The sequence below is a fragment of the Rhodococcus cerastii genome, from assembly GCF_033042195.1.
Lineage (GTDB): Bacteria > Actinomycetota > Actinomycetes > Mycobacteriales > Mycobacteriaceae > Rhodococcoides.
This window is the reverse complement of record NZ_JAWLKF010000003.1, coordinates 384,949-402,030: the sequence shown is the minus strand read 5'-3', so window position 1 is coordinate 402,030 and position 17,082 is coordinate 384,949. Positions and strand designations below refer to the sequence as shown.

Annotated in this window: 15 protein-coding genes and 2 tRNA genes; 10 read left to right on the top strand and 7 right to left on the bottom strand. The window is 64.9% G+C overall.

Annotated features, from left to right (window positions below):
* Positions 1 to 24: 24 nt before the first annotated feature.
* Positions 25 to 2,598 carry an aminopeptidase N gene (pepN, locus tag R3P93_RS08750; protein ID WP_149406253.1) on the bottom strand — a complete coding sequence of 858 codons (2,574 nt, stop codon included), beginning with the start codon at positions 2,596 to 2,598 and terminating at the stop codon, positions 25 to 27.
* Positions 2,599 to 2,756: 158 nt separating this feature from the next.
* Here pepN and R3P93_RS08745 point away from each other — a divergent pair, with 158 nt between their 5' ends.
* Entirely contained in the window at positions 2,757 to 3,374 is a 618-nt protein-coding gene (locus R3P93_RS08745) for a mycothiol-dependent nitroreductase Rv2466c family protein (RefSeq protein WP_068052542.1), read from the top strand.
* 61 nt (positions 3,375 to 3,435) lie between these two features.
* Here R3P93_RS08745 and R3P93_RS08740 read toward each other — a convergent pair whose 3' ends face one another.
* Positions 3,436 to 4,098: a DUF429 domain-containing protein gene (locus R3P93_RS08740; RefSeq protein WP_149406252.1), complete on the bottom strand. Its 663-nt coding sequence runs from the start codon at positions 4,096 to 4,098 to the stop codon at positions 3,436 to 3,438.
* A 16-nt stretch (positions 4,099 to 4,114) separates the two neighbouring features.
* Here R3P93_RS08740 and R3P93_RS08735 point away from each other — a divergent pair, with 16 nt between their 5' ends.
* Both R3P93_RS08735 and R3P93_RS08730 read left to right on the top strand, forming a co-directional pair.
* Positions 4,115 to 4,594, top strand: a complete 480-nt coding sequence (locus R3P93_RS08735) for a ribose-5-phosphate isomerase (protein ID WP_068052539.1) — start codon at positions 4,115 to 4,117, stop codon at positions 4,592 to 4,594.
* The gene (locus tag R3P93_RS08730) at positions 4,595 to 5,389 is read left to right on the top strand and encodes an Fpg/Nei family DNA glycosylase (RefSeq protein WP_317532801.1); all 795 of its coding nucleotides are present in this window, start codon (positions 4,595 to 4,597) and stop codon (positions 5,387 to 5,389) included.
* Here R3P93_RS08730 and R3P93_RS08725 read toward each other — a convergent pair.
* Both R3P93_RS08725 and R3P93_RS08720 read right to left on the bottom strand, forming a co-directional pair.
* On the bottom strand, positions 5,386 to 6,159 hold the full coding sequence (locus tag R3P93_RS08725) for a DUF1542 domain-containing protein (protein WP_149406250.1): 774 nt from the start codon (positions 6,157 to 6,159) through the stop codon (positions 5,386 to 5,388). The two genes, R3P93_RS08730 and R3P93_RS08725, sit on opposite strands and share 4 nt — an antisense overlap.
* A gap of 108 nt (positions 6,160 to 6,267) precedes the next feature.
* Positions 6,268 to 6,341 (bottom strand) — tRNA-Gly (locus tag R3P93_RS08720).
* 170 nt (positions 6,342 to 6,511) lie between these two features.
* On the opposite strand from R3P93_RS08720, the gene R3P93_RS08715 reads away from it, so the two are divergent.
* The 5 genes from R3P93_RS08715 (at position 6,512) to clpX (ending at position 11,078) form a co-directional block, all read left to right on the top strand.
* Positions 6,512 to 6,585: transfer RNA gene (locus tag R3P93_RS08715), tRNA-Pro, on the top strand.
* Positions 6,586 to 6,697: 112 nt separating this feature from the next.
* Positions 6,698 to 8,077: a trigger factor gene (gene tig, locus R3P93_RS08710; RefSeq protein WP_149406249.1), complete on the top strand. Its 1,380-nt coding sequence runs from the start codon at positions 6,698 to 6,700 to the stop codon at positions 8,075 to 8,077.
* A gap of 83 nt (positions 8,078 to 8,160) precedes the next feature.
* Positions 8,161 to 8,811: an ATP-dependent Clp protease proteolytic subunit gene (locus R3P93_RS08705; RefSeq protein WP_082898933.1), complete on the top strand. Its 651-nt coding sequence runs from the start codon at positions 8,161 to 8,163 to the stop codon at positions 8,809 to 8,811.
* A 47-nt stretch (positions 8,812 to 8,858) separates the two neighbouring features.
* Entirely contained in the window at positions 8,859 to 9,500 is a 642-nt protein-coding gene (locus R3P93_RS08700; protein WP_008715342.1) for an ATP-dependent Clp protease proteolytic subunit, read from the top strand.
* Between the two features lie 297 nt (positions 9,501 to 9,797).
* A complete protein-coding gene (gene clpX / locus R3P93_RS08695; RefSeq protein ID WP_032394600.1) occupies positions 9,798 to 11,078 on the top strand; it encodes an ATP-dependent Clp protease ATP-binding subunit ClpX in 1,281 nt (426 codons plus the stop codon).
* A gap of 79 nt (positions 11,079 to 11,157) precedes the next feature.
* Here the strand turns inward: clpX and R3P93_RS08690 are convergent, their stop codons facing one another.
* From R3P93_RS08690 to R3P93_RS08680, 3 genes are all read right to left on the bottom strand, one after another.
* Complete coding sequence (locus R3P93_RS08690) at positions 11,158 to 11,970, bottom strand: N-acyl homoserine lactonase family protein (RefSeq protein ID WP_317532800.1); 813 nt, start codon at positions 11,968 to 11,970, stop codon at positions 11,158 to 11,160.
* An 8-nt stretch (positions 11,971 to 11,978) separates the two neighbouring features.
* The gene (locus tag R3P93_RS08685; protein ID WP_149406248.1) at positions 11,979 to 13,337 is read right to left on the bottom strand and encodes an MFS transporter; all 1,359 of its coding nucleotides are present in this window, start codon (positions 13,335 to 13,337) and stop codon (positions 11,979 to 11,981) included.
* 178 nt (positions 13,338 to 13,515) lie between these two features.
* Positions 13,516 to 14,193, bottom strand: a complete 678-nt coding sequence (locus tag R3P93_RS08680) for a TetR/AcrR family transcriptional regulator (protein WP_068052526.1) — start codon at positions 14,191 to 14,193, stop codon at positions 13,516 to 13,518.
* A 109-nt stretch (positions 14,194 to 14,302) separates the two neighbouring features.
* On the opposite strand from R3P93_RS08680, the gene R3P93_RS08675 reads away from it, so the two are divergent.
* Together R3P93_RS08675 and R3P93_RS08670 are read left to right on the top strand one after the other, a co-directional pair.
* On the top strand, positions 14,303 to 15,190 hold the full coding sequence (locus tag R3P93_RS08675) for a shikimate dehydrogenase (RefSeq protein WP_317532799.1): 888 nt from the start codon (positions 14,303 to 14,305) through the stop codon (positions 15,188 to 15,190).
* Complete coding sequence (locus R3P93_RS08670) at positions 15,187 to 17,076, top strand: sugar phosphate isomerase/epimerase and 4-hydroxyphenylpyruvate domain-containing protein (protein WP_317532798.1); 1,890 nt, start codon at positions 15,187 to 15,189, stop codon at positions 17,074 to 17,076. The genes R3P93_RS08675 and R3P93_RS08670 overlap by 4 nt, the downstream gene beginning before the upstream one ends.
* Positions 17,077 to 17,082 lie beyond the last annotated feature (6 nt).

Sequence of the window (17,082 nt, the reverse complement as noted above, 5' to 3'; positions counted from 1 at the left end):
CCCTCGTCGTCTGTGCCGTCGAGATCAGCTCGCGTCGAACTCCCGCGCAGCGAGAGCGCGGACGACGCCGGCCCGTCCCTCGATCACCAATCGCCGAAGGGCGGGCGGCAGATCGCCGTCCAGGAATCCGTCCGCGGCCGCCAGTGACTGCTCACTGATCGACCAGGACGGATACAGCCCGATCACCACGGTCTGCGCGACCTCGCTGGATCGACGAGACCACACACCCTCGATGGCGTCGAAGTAGCGAGCGACATACGGTTCGAGCAGCTCGCCCTGACCTGGGCCGGCGAAGCCGCCGATGATCGAGCGAGCGGTGATGTTCGGCACCGCGTCGTCGTCGACCACTGTGGTCCACGCCTGTTCCTTGACCTCCGCGCTCGGGCGTGCAGCACGTGCCGCCGCAGCCGATCGAGCCCCGGCAGCGGTGTTGTCCTTGCCCGCCTCGGCGTCGATGACCGGCGATTGAAGTCCATCCGCGTCGATGGCACCGGCACCGGCCAGGGCCGTGACGATGCGCCACCGCAGATCGGTGTCGACTCCCAGACCGGACAGGGACTGACCGTCGACGTCACCGTCGAGCAATGCGCGCAGCACCTCGATGTGGCGATCGCCGAGTTCGATGCCGGTGAGGGCGTTGACGAAGGCCAACTGGTGATCCGAGCCTGCCTCGGCCCCGCGGGCCAGCTCGAGCAGAGCGTCGGCGAACTCGGGGGTACCGTGTTCGGCTGCCCACGCCGGATCGGCGTAGCTGGTGATGGCGGTCTGCGCTTGAAGCAGAAGACGTTGCACCACACCCACTTCCGTCTCACCGCCGATTCCGCGCTGGACGAGGGCAACGAAGTCTCGCGCCTTCATCTCGGCGGATCGAGTCATTTCCCAGGCCGCCGACCACGCAAGGGTGCGGGGGAGTGGTTCGGCGATGTCGCCGATTCGGGAAAGCAGGACCTCGAGTGAATCCGGGTCGAGACGCACCGCGCAGTACGTCAGGTCGTCGTCGTTGACCAGAACGAGCTTGCCGCGCGAGACACCCACCAGCGCGTCGACATTCGTCGATTCGGCGGCATCGAGGTCGAGTTCGACGCGGTCGGTGCGCACCAGCTTGCCGTCGACGTCGTCGTAGATGCCGACCGCGATGCGGTGTACGCGATGCTCGCCCGCGCCCGGGGCCGCACCGGTCTGCAGCACCGAGAAGCGGGTGAACTTGCCGTCGGCGTCGACGTCGAAATCCGGACTCAGGGTGTTCAGGCCGGTGGTGCGCAGCCACTGGGCACCCCAATCGGACAGATCGCGTCCCGACGACTTCTCCAGTGCAGCAAGGAGATCCGAGAACGTGGCGTTGCCGAAGGCGTGATCGACGAAGTACGCCCGCAAGCCGGCGAGGAAGTCCTCCTTACCGACGTACGCCACCAGCTGCTTGAGCACACTGGCGCCCTTGGCGTAGGTGATGCCGTCGAAGTTGACCTCCACGGCCGCGAGATCGGGAATATCGGCGGCGATGGGATGCGTCGACGGCAGCTGGTCCTGGCGGTACGCCCAGGCCTTCTCGACGTTGGCGAAGGTGGTCCACGCGTTGGTGTACTCGGTTGCCTCGGATTGGCACAGCACCGAAGCGAACGTCGCGAACGACTCGTTGAGCCACAGGTCGTCCCACCACGTCATGGTCACCAGGTCGCCGAACCACATGTGTGCCATCTCGTGCAGCACGGTCTCGGCGCGACGCTCGTACGAGGCGCGTGTCACCTTGGACCGGAAGACGTAGTCCTCGAGGTACGTGACGGCACCGGCATTCTCCATCGCGCCGGCATTGAACTCGGGCACGAACAGCTGGTCGTACTTTCCGAAGGCATAGGGAGTGCCGAAGTTCTCGTGGTAGAAACCGAAGCCCTGCTTGGTCTCGGTGAACAGGCGTTCCGCGTCCATGTGCTCGGCAAGCGATGCGCGGCAATAGATTCCGAGGGGAATGGTGCCGTGGTCGTCGGTGTACGAGTCGGTCCACTCCGCGTACGGCCCGGCGATCAGCGCGACGAGGTAGGTGCTCATCGACGGGGTCGTGTCGAACACGTGCTCGCCCGCTGCAGGCTCGGCGGCGTGCGCAGCATTGGAGATGACGGCCCAGCTCTCCGGCGCGGTGACCTTCACATCGAAGGTGGCCTTGAGATCGGGCTGATCGAAGCAGGCGAACATGCGCTTGGCATCGGCGGTCTCGAACTGCGAGTACAGGTAGACCGAATCGTCGGACGGGTCGACGAAGCGGTGCAGACCTTCTCCGGTGTGCGAGTACAGGCAGTCGGCGTCGATGACGAGCTCGTTGTGCTCGGCCAGATTCTCGAGCGCCAGGCCCGTCGACTCGTCGTAGTTCGCGGTATCGAGACCGGTGCCGTTGAGCGTCGCGGAGCGGATCGTGCTCGCGATGATGTCCACGAAAGTCGACGCCCCGGCGGTGGCCGCGAACGTGATGGTGGTGAGCGAGCGGAAAGTCTTCTCGCCCGGATTGCCCTCGCCGTCGGTGAGATCGAGAACGATCGCGTACTTCGTTTCCCCGATGATCGCCGAACGCTCGGAGGCTTGGTCACGCGTCAGGTTGGGAGCAACCACTTCAGTCGACACCTCTTCGTGTAGTTATGGATAGTGCCGTCCATCCCATCACGACACGCGTACCCCGCGCTGGCCGACGGGCCGTGCGGAATGTCTGCGCGGTGTGCGGTTGTTACGCAATGAAGACACGTTGACCTCGACTTCCAAGGAGTAGGACAGTGGCCGGTTCAGGACAGAAAGACACTGCGGATTTTTGGTTCGACCCACTGTGCCCGTGGTGTTGGATCACCTCGCGGTGGATTCTCGAAGTGCAGCAGGTGCGAGACATCGATGTGAACTTCCACGTCATGAGCCTGGCAGTACTCAACGAGGGCCGCGATCTGCCCGAGGAGTACGCCGCGATGATGAAGAAGGCCTGGGGTCCGGTCCGCGTTGCGATCGCCGCAGCGAAGCTGAAGGGTGACGAGATCCTCGACCCGCTGTACGCGGCCATGGGAACGCGAATTCACAACGAGGGCAACAAGGATTTCGACGTCGTCATCGCGGAGTCGTTGGCGGAACTGGACCTGCCCGGTGACCTGGCGAAGGCAGCCGAGAGCACCGACCACGACGAGGACCTGCGGACCAGCCATCACGCAGGCATGGACAAGGTCGGACCCGATGTCGGCACCCCGACCATCCACGTCAACGGCGTGGCCTTCTTCGGCCCTGTGCTCTCCCGAATCCCACGTGGCGAAGAGGCAGGCAAACTGTGGGACGCATCGGTGATCTTCGCGTCGTACCCGCACTTCTTCGAGCTCAAGCGCAGCCGCAACGAGGACCCGCAGTTCGACTGATCGCGCTTCCCCTCGTGCGTGGAAACTCGTAGCAGGAGTAGAGATTTCACGCACGGGGGCGCTAGACCACGATTCGATCCTTGCCGTCCGCGGTACCGAACGTCAGATGCTCGCCGAGGTGGAAGCGTCGCGCCGACCACGCCGCTGCGGCCGCGTCGAGGAAGTCGTCGACGGCGGGTCCGGGCGGCAGATCCGCCAGATCGACGTGTTCGCTCCATCGCATCATCGAGGCCAGTCGTTGTCCGACACCGCGGCCGGTCTTCTTCGAAGAGAAGACCGTCGCCGGGGACATGGCCCGGAACGAGCATTCGGGATGTACCTCGATGTACCTGTCCCGATCGACGTCCGCATCCCGCCACGCCTTCACCGACGGCAGGATGTGCCACGTCTGCTTGCTGATCGCTTTGCCGGTGAGCTGCCGAGAAACGGCACACGCTTCGGGATACGACTCGGCGTCGAGCACGCCTGCGACCGGCGTGTGGAAGATGGAGCTGCGCGCCGTACCGAGAAACGTCTTCGCCTCCAGTTCGCTGACGCGATAGCCGTGCTCGGGCAACGACAGTGGCATGTCGACGCCCACCCGAGCGCAGTCCCCTGTCACCTCGAGCACCTTCGTCACCGACGCGCACGCGGTCCACGTCAACGTGGTCTCGGCCAGAACCGCGACCACCCACGCGCCTTTCGCGCCGTCCACACCGGCGAATTTCTCGGCTTCGGAGTTCACCTGTCAGACTCTAGGCATGCGCGTATACCTGGGTGCCGACCACGCCGGCCTCGAGTTCAAGAATCAGATCATCGAACACCTGACGGCGACCGGGCACGAGCCCGTCGACTGCGGTGCTTTCGACTACGACCCCGTCGACGACTACCCGGCATTCTGCATCGACGCAGCACGTCGCGTCGTCGCCGACCCGGGTAGCCGTGGCCTGGTGCTCGGCGGTTCCGGCAACGGCGAGCAGATCGCTGCCAACAAGGTGCCGGGCGCTCGCTGCGCGCTGGCGTGGAGCGTAGAGACCGCCAAGCTGGCCCGCGAGCACAACGATGCTCAGCTCATCGGCATCGGTGGCCGCATGCACACCCTCCCCGAGGCCCTCGCCATCGTCGACGCCTTCCTCGGCACCCCGTTCTCGGGCGAGGAGCGCCACCAGCGCCGCGTCGACATTCTGTCCGAGTACGAACGCAGCGGCGAGGCACCCGTCGTGCCGGGAAAGCCCGAGTAGGTGCCCGAGGGGCACACTCTGCACCGACTGGCTCGGTTGCATCAACGTCGGTTCGGCGGGGCACCGGTCGAGGCGAGTAGTCCGCAGGGGCGCTTCACCTCCGGTGCCGCGCTGATCGACGGTCTCGTACTGGAGAAGGCCGAGGCCTGGGGCAAGCATCTGCTGCACCGATACGAGTCGGATCTGATCGTGCACATCCACCTCGGCCTGTACGGGAAGTTCACCGAACAATCTGTGCCGCTGAACGATCCGGTGGGTGCCGTGCGGTTGCGCATGGTGGGGGAGAAGTACGGAACCGACCTGCGCGGACCCACGGCCTGCGAGATCTACACCGAGGAGCAGGTCGACGCCCTGGCGGCGCGCCTGGGACCGGACCCCCTGCGCAAGGACGCGGACCCGGACGGAGCGTGGGGGCGAATCTCCAAGTCGCGCACGGCAATCGGAACCTTGCTGATGGATCAGAAGGTGCTCGCCGGAGTCGGAAACGTCTACCGCGCCGAAATTCTGTTCCGGCACGAGATCAACCCGATGCGACCGGGCAAGGACCTCGATCGAGCAGAATGGGACGCGATCTGGCTCGACCTCGTGGAACTGATGAAGATCGGTGTTCGACGCGGTCGCATCATCACCATCCGGCCCGAGGACGATCACGGCGACACCTACGGTGCGCGGCGACCGCGCTCGTACGTCTACCGCAGGCAGGGATATCCCTGCCGGGTGTGCGGTGCCGACATCCTGCACTCGGTGATGCAGGCGCGAAATCTGTTCTGGTGCCCGGTCTGTCAGGCGACCTAGAAGCCGCCGAAGTCGCCGCCCCCGCCGAAATCGCCTCCGCCGTCGAACATGCCGCCGCCCCCGTCGTCCATGGCACCGTATTCCGTATCGCCGCCGAGGTCGTCGCCGCTACCGCCGTCCGAACCGTCGGCTCCCGTCTCGCCGCCGGCCGCGGACTCGGCCGGAACGCCGGCCATGCCGGAGAACATCGCCGAGAACAGGAACATCGATCCCATTCCCCATGCACCGGCGACGAGGGCGGGACGCCACCACGGCTCGGAGTACCAGCCCGCGGGCACCGGACGGCCCGCGACACGGCCACCCGGGTAGTAGTTGGGGGTGCGATCGGACGGATCCGGTGATGCCGCGATCTCACGGCCCTCGAAGTCGACCTTGCGTTCTTCGGTGACGCGTCCGGCCTGTTGCTGGCCGTCGATGCCCTGCACCTCCGGGCCGGGATCCATGCCCATGGCCAGTCGTGCGGCGCGGATGTAATAGAGGCCCTCGAGCGCGGTCTGTTTGGCCAGTCTGGCTTGTTCGGGGGTGGTGGCCTGGTCGATCTGCGAACCGGCAGCGATGTTGCGTTCGGACGCATCGGCCAGGGCCTGCTTGGACGGTGTGTCGGTGCCGATCAGGTGGTAGACCTGACCGCCCAGGCGTTCGATCGACTGGCGAGCATCGGCCTTGGCGTCGGCCAGCGCGGTTTCGGCCGCCGCAGCCGAGTTCTTCTTGCTTCGCAGGACCAACAGGGCCACTGCGGCGACGACGATGACGATCAGGATTATTTCCACTGCGGGCCTTCCGCCGACGGTGCATGCCCGGTTGTACGGACAATTCGGACACCGTCCAGAGTACGCGGACACGAAAAAGCCCCGCACTGACAGTGCGGGGCTTCTCGATGGAGCCGATGACGAGAATCGAACTCGCGTAGCCTGTTTGGAAGACAGGGGCTCTACCATTGAGCTACATCGGCGTGCAAACAACAGTCGTGGGATCGCCAGTTCCGTCGCCTGCGTTTCAAGACTGTACCCAACGCCGACGCAGGATTCCAAACCGGCCCGCCGCGACCGGTTCCGCCGAACGTCATCGGTGGGGCGCCCATGGGGGGCTACTATCGGTTGCTGTTCAATGGTGTGGGTACGACGGGGTGTGGCGCAGCTTGGTAGCGCATCCGCTTTGGGAGCGGAGGGTCGCAGGTTCAATTCCTGTCACCCCGACAAATGAGGGCCGCAGGCACGGTTCGCCGTGTTCGCGGCGAGCGAGGTAAGACCGCAAGCCAGCACCGTAAGCACCACCAGCAAGCAAGAATTACCCAAAGGAGCATGTTCCGTGAAGAGCACCGTCGAGCAGCTGAGCCCGACGCGAGTCCGTATCAACGTTGAGGTGCCCTTCGAGGAGCTCAAGCCTGATTTCGACCGCGCGTACAAGGCTTTGGCTCAGCAGATCCGCCTCCCCGGCTTCCGTCCCGGCAAGGCTCCGGCCAAGTTGCTCGAAGCGCGCGTCGGCCGCGGGGCAGTTCTCGAGCAGGTCGTCAACGACGCTCTTCCCGCCCGTTACTCCGAGGCCGTGACCAACGAGAAGGTCAAGGTCATCGGCCAGCCCGAGATCGAGATCACCAAGATCGAGGACGGCACCGAGCTCACGTTCACCGCCGAGGTCGACGTTCGTCCCGAGATCGATCTGCCCGACTACTCGACCATCAGCGTCGTCGTCGATCCGCTCGAGATCAAGGACGAGGCCGTCGACGAGCAGCTGCAGTCGCTGCGCCAGCGTTTCGGCACCCTGACCGGTGTCGATCGTCCCGTCCAGTCGGGCGACTTCGTCTCGATCGATCTCTCGGCCACCGTCGACGGCGAGAACGTCGAAGAGGCAACCGCGAGCGGACTGTCCCACGAGGTCGGCTCCGGCCAGCTCATCGACGGACTCGACGACGCGATCATCGGCGTCTCGGCGGACGAGTCGAAGGAGTTCACCTCGACCCTGGTCGCCGGTGAGTACGCAGGCAAGGAAGCCGTCGTCACGGTCAAGGTCGTGTCCGTCAAGGAGCGCGAGCTGCCCGAGGCCGACGACGAGTTCGCCCAGCTGGCCAGCGAGTTCGACACGTTCGACGAACTGCTCGCCGACCTGAAGACGCGCGTCGAGCGAGTCGCGAAGGTCGAGCAGGCCGGTCAGATCCGCGACAAGGTGCTCGAGACCCTGCTCGACACGATCGAGATTCCGGCTCCCGAGGCCGTCGTCAAGGCCGAGGTCGATTCCCAGGTGCACGAGGCCATCCACGGCCTCGACCACAACGAGGAAGCATTGGCCGAGCTGCTCGAGTCGCAGGGTTCGAGCCGCGAGGAATTCGACAAGGACGTCAAGGAAGGTGCCGAGAAGTCGGTGCGTACCCAGCTCCTTCTCGATGCGATCGCCGAGGCCGAGAACACGCAGGTCGGGCAGGAAGAGCTCACCGAGCGGATCATCTTCCAGGCGCAGCGCTACGGCATGCCGCCCGAGCAGTTCATTCAGCAGGTGCAGCAGGCCAACCAGCTCGGTGCCGTGTTCGCCGATGTCAAGCGCGGTAAGGCGCTGGCTTCGGTCGTCGAGCGCGTCAACGTGACCGACACCACCGGCGCGACCGTCGACACCGCAGAGCTGTTCGGCAGCCCCGCCGATGCTCCCGACGAGGTCGAAGCAGCAGATTCTTCCGAGGGCGAACAAGAGAAGTAACGCTCACAGCGAACGACGGCGGTTCCGGGACTCCGGAGCCGCCGTCTTTCGTTAGTGTCTGTGTCAGGAACCAACGATTTGTTATGGAAAAGGCAGGTACCGTGACTGTTCAGAATCCGGCGGCTTCGCACCAGCAGAGTCCCGTCATGACTTCGGCTGCAGCAGGGCTGAATCTCAGCGACTCCGTGTACGAGCGTCTGCTTCAAAACCGCATCATTTTCCTCGGTACCCAGGTCGACGACGACATCGCCAACAAGTTGTGCGCTCAGATCCTGCTGCTTTCGGCCGAGGACCCCACTCGCGACATCGCGCTGTACATCAACTCGCCCGGTGGCTCGGTCACCGCGGGTATGGCCATTTTCGACACGATGGAATTCGCCGAGTGCGACATCGCGACCTACGGAATGGGTCTGGCGGCCTCGATGGGTCAGTTCCTGCTCTCGGCCGGTGCCAAGGGCAAGCGTTACGCCCTGCCGCACGCGCGCATCATGATGCACCAGCCCTCGGCCGGTATCGGCGGCAGCGCCTCCGACATCGCCATCATGGCCGAGCAGTTCGCGCACACCAAGCGCGAGATGGCAGAGCTGATCGCCCTGCACACGGGTCAGACCGTCGAGCAGATCACCGAAGACTCCGATCGTGACCGCTGGTTCACGGCGCAGGCCGCCAAGGAATACGGGTTCGTGGATCACGTCGTCAGCCGTGCGCGGCAGGCCGGCGGAATCGGCGAGTAATTCGGCCGCTCCCGGCGACCCTCGATCACTTACATCTTGGAGAAACGATGACAAACCTGTTCGACCCCAATCAGCTGCCGTCCTCCCGATACATCCTGCCCTCCTTCGTCGAGCACTCCAGCTACGGCGTGAAGGAATCGAACCCGTACAACAAGCTGTTCGAGGAGCGCATCATCTTCCTCGGCGTCCAGGTCGACGACGCGTCCGCCAACGACGTCATGGCGCAGCTGCTGGTGCTCGAGGGCCTCGATCCCGATCGAGACATCACGATGTACATCAACTCGCCCGGTGGATCGTTCACCTCGCTGATGGCGATCTACGACACGATGCAGTACGTCCGTGCCGATGTCGCGACCGTCTGCCTCGGCCAGGCTGCGTCTGCCGCGGCCGTCCTGCTCGCCGCCGGCACTCCCGGTAAGCGTGCAGCACTGCCCAACGCACGCGTGCTGATTCATCAGCCGTCGAGCGGTGGAATCCAGGGCCAGGTGTCCGACCTGGAGATCCAGGCCGCCGAGATCGAGCGCATGCGTCGACTCATGGAGACCACCCTCGGCCGCCACACCGGCAAGGATCCCGACGTCATCCGCAAGGACACCGATCGCGACAAGATCCTCACCGCGGAACAGGCCAAGGACTACGGGATCATCGACACCGTGTTCGAGTACCGCAAGCTCTCTGCCCAGAAGTAGCAGAGCGACCACCACCGGTCGGACCGTGTAGGTCCGGCAGAACTATCCGACGCCGGGTGTGAGTGCAGAACTCCACCCGGCGGTCGCGATCGGCGACCCGAATGGCGCGATCGGTGAAATCGGGTGGCGAATCACCGGAAACAACCCGCCCATGTTCGGCGAACACGGGTACCGTCGCATCCAAGAACTCGGTCGACCGAAGTCGGCATGACGACAGACCGAGAAGTAGCCCACGAAGGTTTCGGCCACACCCGGTCGGCGTGGGTCGTACGCGGACAAGGAAGTAGGAACCTCCGAATGGCACGCATCGGTGACGGTGGCGATCTGCTGAAGTGCTCCTTCTGCGGCAAGAGCCAGAAGCAGGTCAAGAAGCTCATTGCTGGACCAGGGGTGTACATCTGCGACGAGTGCATCGACCTGTGCAACGAGATCATCGAAGAGGAATTGGCCGAATCGAGCGAAGTCAAGCTCGACGACCTCCCCAAGCCCTCCGAGATCAAGGACTTTCTCGAGAACTACGTGATCGGTCAGGACGCTGCCAAGCGCACGTTGGCCGTTGCGGTCTACAACCACTACAAGCGCATCCAGGCCGGTGACAAGGCGCGCGACGTGCGCGGTGAATCGGTCGAACTGGCGAAGTCGAACATCCTGATGCTCGGACCGACGGGGTGCGGGAAGACGTACCTCGCGCAGACCCTGGCGAAGATGCTCAACGTGCCGTTCGCCATCGCCGACGCCACCGCCCTCACCGAGGCCGGATACGTGGGCGAGGATGTCGAGAACATCCTGCTCAAACTGATCCAGGCCGCGGACTACGACGTCAAGCGCGCCGAGACCGGCATCATCTACATCGACGAGGTCGACAAGATCGCTCGCAAGAGCGAGAACCCGTCGATCACGCGCGACGTGTCCGGCGAAGGCGTGCAGCAGGCGCTGCTCAAGATCCTGGAAGGAACGCAGGCCAGCGTGCCGCCGCAGGGCGGTCGTAAGCATCCGCACCAGGAGTTCATCCAGATCGACACCACCAACGTGCTCTTCATCGTGGCCGGTGCGTTCGCCGGACTGGAGAAGATCGTGTCCGATCGGGTCGGCAAGCGCGGGCTCGGATTCGGAGCCGAAGTTCGTTCCAAGGCCGAGATCGACACCCAGGATCACTTCGCCGAGGTCATGCCCGAGGATCTGATCAAGTTCGGTCTGATCCCGGAGTTCATCGGTCGACTGCCGATGATCGCGTCGGTGACGAATCTCGACAAGGAATCGCTCGTGACGATTCTGTCGGAGCCGAAGAATGCGCTGGTCAAGCAGTACCGCCGCTTGTTCGACATGGACGGCGTCGAGCTCGAGTTCACCACCGAGGCTCTCGAAGCAATCGCCGACCAGGCGATTCTCCGCGGAACCGGTGCCCGTGGACTGCGCGCCATCATGGAGGAAGTTCTGCTGCCGGTGATGTACGACATCCCGAGCCGCGACGACGTCGAGAAGGTCGTCGTGACTGCCGAGACGGTGAACGACAACGTGCTGCCGACCATCGTGCCGCGCAAGCCCGAGCGTCCGGAGCGCCGCGACAAGTCTGCCTGATACGGCCGATCGACCTGCTGGACAACGACGAATCCCCGACCTCATCCGCGAGGTCGGGGATTTTTCGTTCTCGTCGTAGTCAGCCGATGATCACGGCATGCGCACCGGGGGCGTCGGTCATGGCGGGAAATCGGCTCGATACCAGCGGGTCGTGGCCGGGTACGAAGATGCCGGGGTCGGCGGCGAGCTCACGGATTCGATCGAAGGCTCCGTACATGTCCGGCAGCGCGTGCAGGATCGCGAAGGGGCTGTCGTCCTCGATGTTCTCGTAGAAATGACTGGCGTCCGAGGCCAACACCACCGGGCCACGGTCGGTGTGCACTCTGACCACCTGCATGCCTGCGGTGTGTCCGCCGACGGCGTGGACCGACAGCCCTGGGAACAGGTCGAGGTCGCCGTCGACGAGATCGAGCCGAGTGCCGAGATCGGCGGTTCGGATGTGCTCGGTGTCGGCCTGCGAGTGCAACCACTGTTCTCGGGTGATGCGGGCGGCCCACGGCCCGGTCCAGTATTCGAGTTCTCGGCGCTGCACCACGTATCGCGCAGACGGGAGATCCGCGACGACCCCGGTGTGGTCGTAGTGCAGGTGGGTCAGGATGCACGTGTCGACGTGATCCGGTGTCAGTCCCAGTTCGCCGAGCAGTTCGATGGGTGACCCGTGATAGTCGAGCCCGTCCATCGATTCGGCTGTGGACCGGGACATTCCGGCGTCGATCAGCACCGTGCTGGTCTTCGAGACAGCGAGCCACACGTAGTAGGCGACCGTCTGGCTTTCGGTGCTGCGCTCGTCGCGTTGGTGAAAGAGATTGCTGCGCAATGCCGTTCGACTGGCATACTGCAGGGCGAGCACCGTCCAGGTGCCCGCCGCTGCAGGTCGAAGTGCGTCGATCACGATCTCGGTCAGACCGACGCGGCCCGTGCGCTGTCGGTGGTGCGAGTCCGAAGACCGAGCTCGTCGGTGGGGGTACGGAAGGTCTCCTTCGACGTGGCGACGATGACGACGTTGATGGTGCAGAAGACCGCGGTGACGATCGCGACGGGCAGCCACGCGCCGACCTCGGCTCCGGCGATCGCTCCTGCGATGGTCGGCGCGAATCCTGCGATGGCGAAGCCGATCTGGGTTCCCAGTGCGGTTCCGGTCAGGCGAACCCGGGCCGGGAACATCTCACCGTAGAACGAGGGCCAGACGCCGCCGGTGGCGCTGTGCACGAAGCCGAACATCACGATGCCGAAGACGAAGATCAGGACGTAGTTGCCGCTCGAGATCGACCACAGGTAGCCGAACATCAGGATCGCGCAGCCGATGGAGCCGAACAAGAACACCGGCTTGCGGCCGATGCGATCCGACAGGGCACCGAAGAAGGGCAATGCGAAGAGGGCGACGACGTTGGCGAGAACGCCCACCCACAGCATCGGGGTGCGCTCGAGGCCGACGGTGTTGACGGCGTAGGACAGCGCGTAGACGGTGAAGATGGTGCTGACCGAGGCGATCATGGCGGCCAGCATGACGCGAACCACGGCCGGTCGATGCTCGCTGAGCAGTTCGGTCACGGGCAGGCGCTGCGGTTCGGTGGACGCCACTTCTTCCTCGAAGACCGGGGTCTCGTCGAGCGAGCGGCGGATGACGAAGGCGGCGACGACGACGAAAGCGCTGAGGAAGAACGGGATTCGCCAACCCCAGCTGAGCAGTGCTTCCTCGGGGAGCATGGCGACGGGCAGGAACACTGCGGTGGCGAGAATCTGCCCGCCCTGGGTGCCGCTGAGGGTGAAGCTGGTGAAGAACGCGCGCCTGTCGTCCGGGGCGTGTTCGAGCGTCATCGAGTTGGCCCCGGCTTGCTCACCGCCGGCCGAGAATCCCTGGCACAGGCGAAGCAGCACCAGGATGATGGGCGCGGCGATGCCGATGGATTCGTACGAGGGCAGGACACCGACGCCGAGGGTGGCGATACCCATCAGCAGGACGGTGGCGACCATGACCTTCTTGCGTCCGTAGCGATCACCGATGTGGCCGAGGACCAGTGCGCCGAGCGGCCGTGCGAGGTATCCGACGCCGAAGGTGGCCAGGGCCAGCAGGGTTCCGGTCGCCGGGTTGGAGCCCGGGAAGAACACGCGGCCGAAGACGAGTGCGGCTGCGGTGCCGTAGATGAAGAAGTCGTAGTACTCGAGGGCGCTGCCGACCCATGCGGCGGTCGCCGCTTTGCGCGGGTTCGCCCCGGGGCGAAGCGGCGTCGGGTGGGAGCCAGGGGTGTGCGAATCCATCGTTCTCGTGTCTCTCTTCGTGAGGCGGGGGAGCTCGGGCGCTGGTCGACGACGCTTTCTCGGCGATCGGACCGCTAATGTACTAAATGGTTAACACCGGGTGCCCCTGAATACTGAACGTGATCCATGCCACGTGTCAACCCCCGAAGTGACGAGACCTACCGCGCAAACGCGAAAATCAGCGAGAAGGCGAGGTCAGGAACGCGATGATCATGTCGCCGAGCATTGCGCGCAGGCGCTCGCGATGCCGGGGATCGGTGAGGTCGCGGCCGAAGAGGGCCTCGAAGGTGTACCGGTTCGACAGCCGGAACACGCAGAAGCTGCTGATCGTCATGTGCACGTCGAGGGCATCGACGTCCGTGCGGAAGACCCCGTCGGCCTGTCCACGCTCGAGGATGCTCGACAGCAGTTCCGCGGCGGGATTGCCGAGGTTGCTCAATGCCTCGGATCTGGAGATGTGTTCGCCGCGGAGGATGTTCTCGGTGGAGACCAGGCGGATGAAGTCGGGATTCTCCTCGTGATGGTCGAACGTCAGGGAGGCGATGGCCCGAATGGCTTCGACCGGTCCCAGGCCCTCGACGTCGACGTCTCGTTCACGCTCGCGAATGCGCAGGTACGACCGTTCGAGCACGGCCTTGTACAGGCCTTCCTTGTCGGTGAAGTAGTAGTACAGCATCCGCTTCGTCGTATGCGTGCGCTCGGCGATCTCGTCGATGCGCGCCCCGGCGAAGCCCTTGTCCGCGAACTCCTCGGTGGCCACCTCGAGGATGTTGTGCCGGGTCAGGTCGCTGTTGCGTCGACGCTTGACGGTGGGTCCACTGCTGTCGTCGGACGTGTCGGTTGCGCGCGGAGCCATGGATCAACTCTATCGGCACCGATTGCGGCAAAAGGGTTGGGCGCGAGGCGGAGGCGTAGTACCGTCGAGCTAATTCACCAATTCGTACATTAGGCCCGAGGAGATCGACATGCCGGAATCCCTGCTCTGCGGACTGATCGGGACGGGCATCGGCAAGTCGCTCACTCCCGCGATGCACGAACGGGAGGGTGCCGAGCACGGGCTGACCTACCAGTACCGGATCATCGATCTGGACAGCCGTGGACTGACCGTCGAAGATCTGCCCCGTCTCGTCTCGACCGCCGCGGACCTCGGATTTCGAGGACTCAACATCACGCACCCGTGCAAGCAGCGCGTCATCTCCACTCTCGACGGGCTCTCCGAGGACGCCGCCCGACTCGGAGCCGTCAATACCGTCTTGTTCGCCGACGGCCGTGCCGTCGGCCACAACACCGACTGGTCCGGATTCGACCGCAACTTCGGTCGCGGATTACCCGGCGCCGACATCGGTGAGGTGGTGCAACTCGGTGCCGGGGGAGCAGGGGCGGCCGTTGCCTACGCGATGGCCCGACGCGGCGCAGGCAGGCTCACTCTCGTCGATGCCGATCCGCTTCGGGCGCAACAACTCCGAGATTCCCTGTCGGTGATGTTCCCGGACGTCGACATTGTCTCGGCAGGCCTCGACCGGCTCGCCGCCGTCCTCGACACCGCAACCGGCCTGGTGCACGCCACCCCGATCGGAATGGTCGAACACCCCGGATCTGCTGTGCCCGAGGCACTCCTGCATCCGCGGATGTGGGTGGCCGAGGTCGTGTATCGACCGGCCGAGACCGAGTTGCTCGCTGCCGCATCCCGAGTCGGGTGCCGAACGCTCAGCGGAACCGGAATGGCAGTGTTCCAGGCCGCCGACGCATTCGAGATATTCACCGGACGCATCGCCGACGCCGATCGAATGATCGCGCACATGAGCGCGTTGATCGCGCTGGAGGATCGCGCCGCCGCAGGTGTTCTCGCATGACGCACATCGCCACATCGGTGGCAACGGTATCGCTCAGTGGTTCGCTGGACGAGAAAATGCGTGCCATCGCCGATGCGGGGTTCGACGGCTTCGAGGTGTTCGAGCCGGACTTGATCAGCTCTCCGGATCTTCCCGCGGACATCGCGAAGAAGGCAGCCGACCTCGGTCTGACCCTCGATCTGTATCAGCCCTTTCGCGACGCCGACTCGGCCGATCCGGAACAGTTCGCCCGCAACCTCGTTCGCGCCGAGCACAAATTCGACGTCATGGAACAGTTGGGGTGCGATCTGCTGTTGGTCTGTTCCTCGCCGCTGGCCGGTGCCGTCCGTGACGACGCCTTGCTGGTCGAACAGATGGCAATCCTCGCCGAGCGTGCGCATCGGCGCGGAATGCGACTGGCGTACGAGGCGTTGGCGTGGGGTGCCCACGTGAACACCTACCGCCATGCCTGGGACATCGTCCGGCAGGTCGATCATCCTGCACTGGGAACGTGCCTCGACAGCTTCCACATCCTGTCCCGCGGAGACGATTCCGCAGGCATCCGTGAGATCCCCGGCGAGAAGATCTTCTTCCTCCAGTTGGCCGACGCGCCGCACCTGGTGATGGACGTACTGCAGTGGAGCAGGCATCACCGGTGCTTTCCCGGGCAGGGCAGCTTCGATCTGGCGCGGTTCGGTGCCGATGTCGCTGCCTCCGGGTACTCCGGCCCGTGGTCGCTCGAAATTTTCAACGACGTCTTCCGTCACTCCGACACCGGCCGCACGGCATCCGACGCGCATCGGTCGCTGCTGTACCTCCAGGAGCAGGTGCGCGACGTCGAAACACCCTCTGCCGGTAACGATCTCTTCGCGCCGCCACCGCCCGGTCCGATCGAGAACGTCGTCTCCCTGCGAATTGCGGCAGGGCCTGCGAAGGCAGCGCAACTGGGTACGACACTGCGACACCTGGGCTTCGATCTGACCGCAGCACACAGCGAACACGGACTCAGCCTGTTCACCCAGGGGCCGCTGGCGGTCGCCGTCGACACCACGGTGGACACGCTGTGGACCGCGCCCGGCGTTCCGGCTCACCTACCGGCGCTGGCCCAGATCGGGATTCGCAGCGAGCGGCCGGATCTGTGGCTGACCCGAGCTCGTGCGCTGGGAGTCACCGCGTCCACCGTCTCCATGCCCGGCGTGGCCGACGCCACCGACGCAGTGGTACGTCTGGCCGTGACCGGTGCGACGTCGCTGGACCTCCGTACCCGCCACAGCGCGGGTGCCTGGCAATCGGCATTCGACCTGGCACCCAAGGTGGTGCAGGAGAACCGGGCGTGCGTCTCGCACGTGGATCACATCGCCCTCGCCGTGCCTGCCGAGAGCTGGGACGGCGTGATGCTGCTGCTGCGCTCGGTGTTCGGCATGGTGCCGCACGAGGGCCAGGACGTCGTCGACGCGATCGGCCTGGTTCGTAGCCGAGCACTCACCCTCGCCACGGCCAGCGGCACGATTCGACTCTCGCTCAACATGGTTCCCGGCCGCCCGTCGGACTCGGACCCTCTGCCCGCGGCCCGGCGCGGAGGCGTCGGACATGTGGCGTTCGGGTGCGAGGACATCTACGCCGCTGCGAGTGCAATGACCGAACGCGGCCTCACCCCGCTGCGGATCTCGCCCAACTACTATCGCGATCTCGACGCGCGATTCGGACTCGGCTCCGAGACGTTGGACGCGATGCAGCGCCTCGGGATCCTGTACGACGCGGACGGGACCGGCGGTGAGTTCTTCCACTTCTTCACCGAAACCGTGGGTGACGACCTGTTCTTCGAGGTGGTCCAGCGAGTGGGTGGCTACGAGGGCTACGGGGAGACCAATTCGGCTGTGCGACTGGCGGCGCAACTGCAGTACTGATCGGTG

Excerpts from the sequence above, each read along its gene's own strand:
- R3P93_RS08705 (WP_082898933.1), top strand. The coding sequence starts at position 8,161 with ATGGAAAAGGCAGGTACCGTGACTGTTCAGAATCCGGCGGCTTCGCAC.
- R3P93_RS08685 (WP_149406248.1), bottom strand. The coding sequence starts at position 13,337 with ATGGATTCGCACACCCCTGGCTCCCACCCGACGCCGCTTCGCCCCGGG.
- R3P93_RS08735 (WP_068052539.1), top strand. The coding sequence starts at position 4,115 with ATGCGCGTATACCTGGGTGCCGACCACGCCGGCCTCGAGTTCAAGAAT.
- clpX (WP_032394600.1), top strand. The coding sequence starts at position 9,798 with ATGGCACGCATCGGTGACGGTGGCGATCTGCTGAAGTGCTCCTTCTGC.
- R3P93_RS08680 (WP_068052526.1), bottom strand. The coding sequence starts at position 14,193 with ATGGCTCCGCGCGCAACCGACACGTCCGACGACAGCAGTGGACCCACC.
- R3P93_RS08700 (WP_008715342.1), top strand. The coding sequence starts at position 8,859 with ATGACAAACCTGTTCGACCCCAATCAGCTGCCGTCCTCCCGATACATC.
- R3P93_RS08670 (WP_317532798.1), top strand. The coding sequence starts at position 15,187 with ATGACGCACATCGCCACATCGGTGGCAACGGTATCGCTCAGTGGTTCG.
- R3P93_RS08675 (WP_317532799.1), top strand. The coding sequence starts at position 14,303 with ATGCCGGAATCCCTGCTCTGCGGACTGATCGGGACGGGCATCGGCAAG.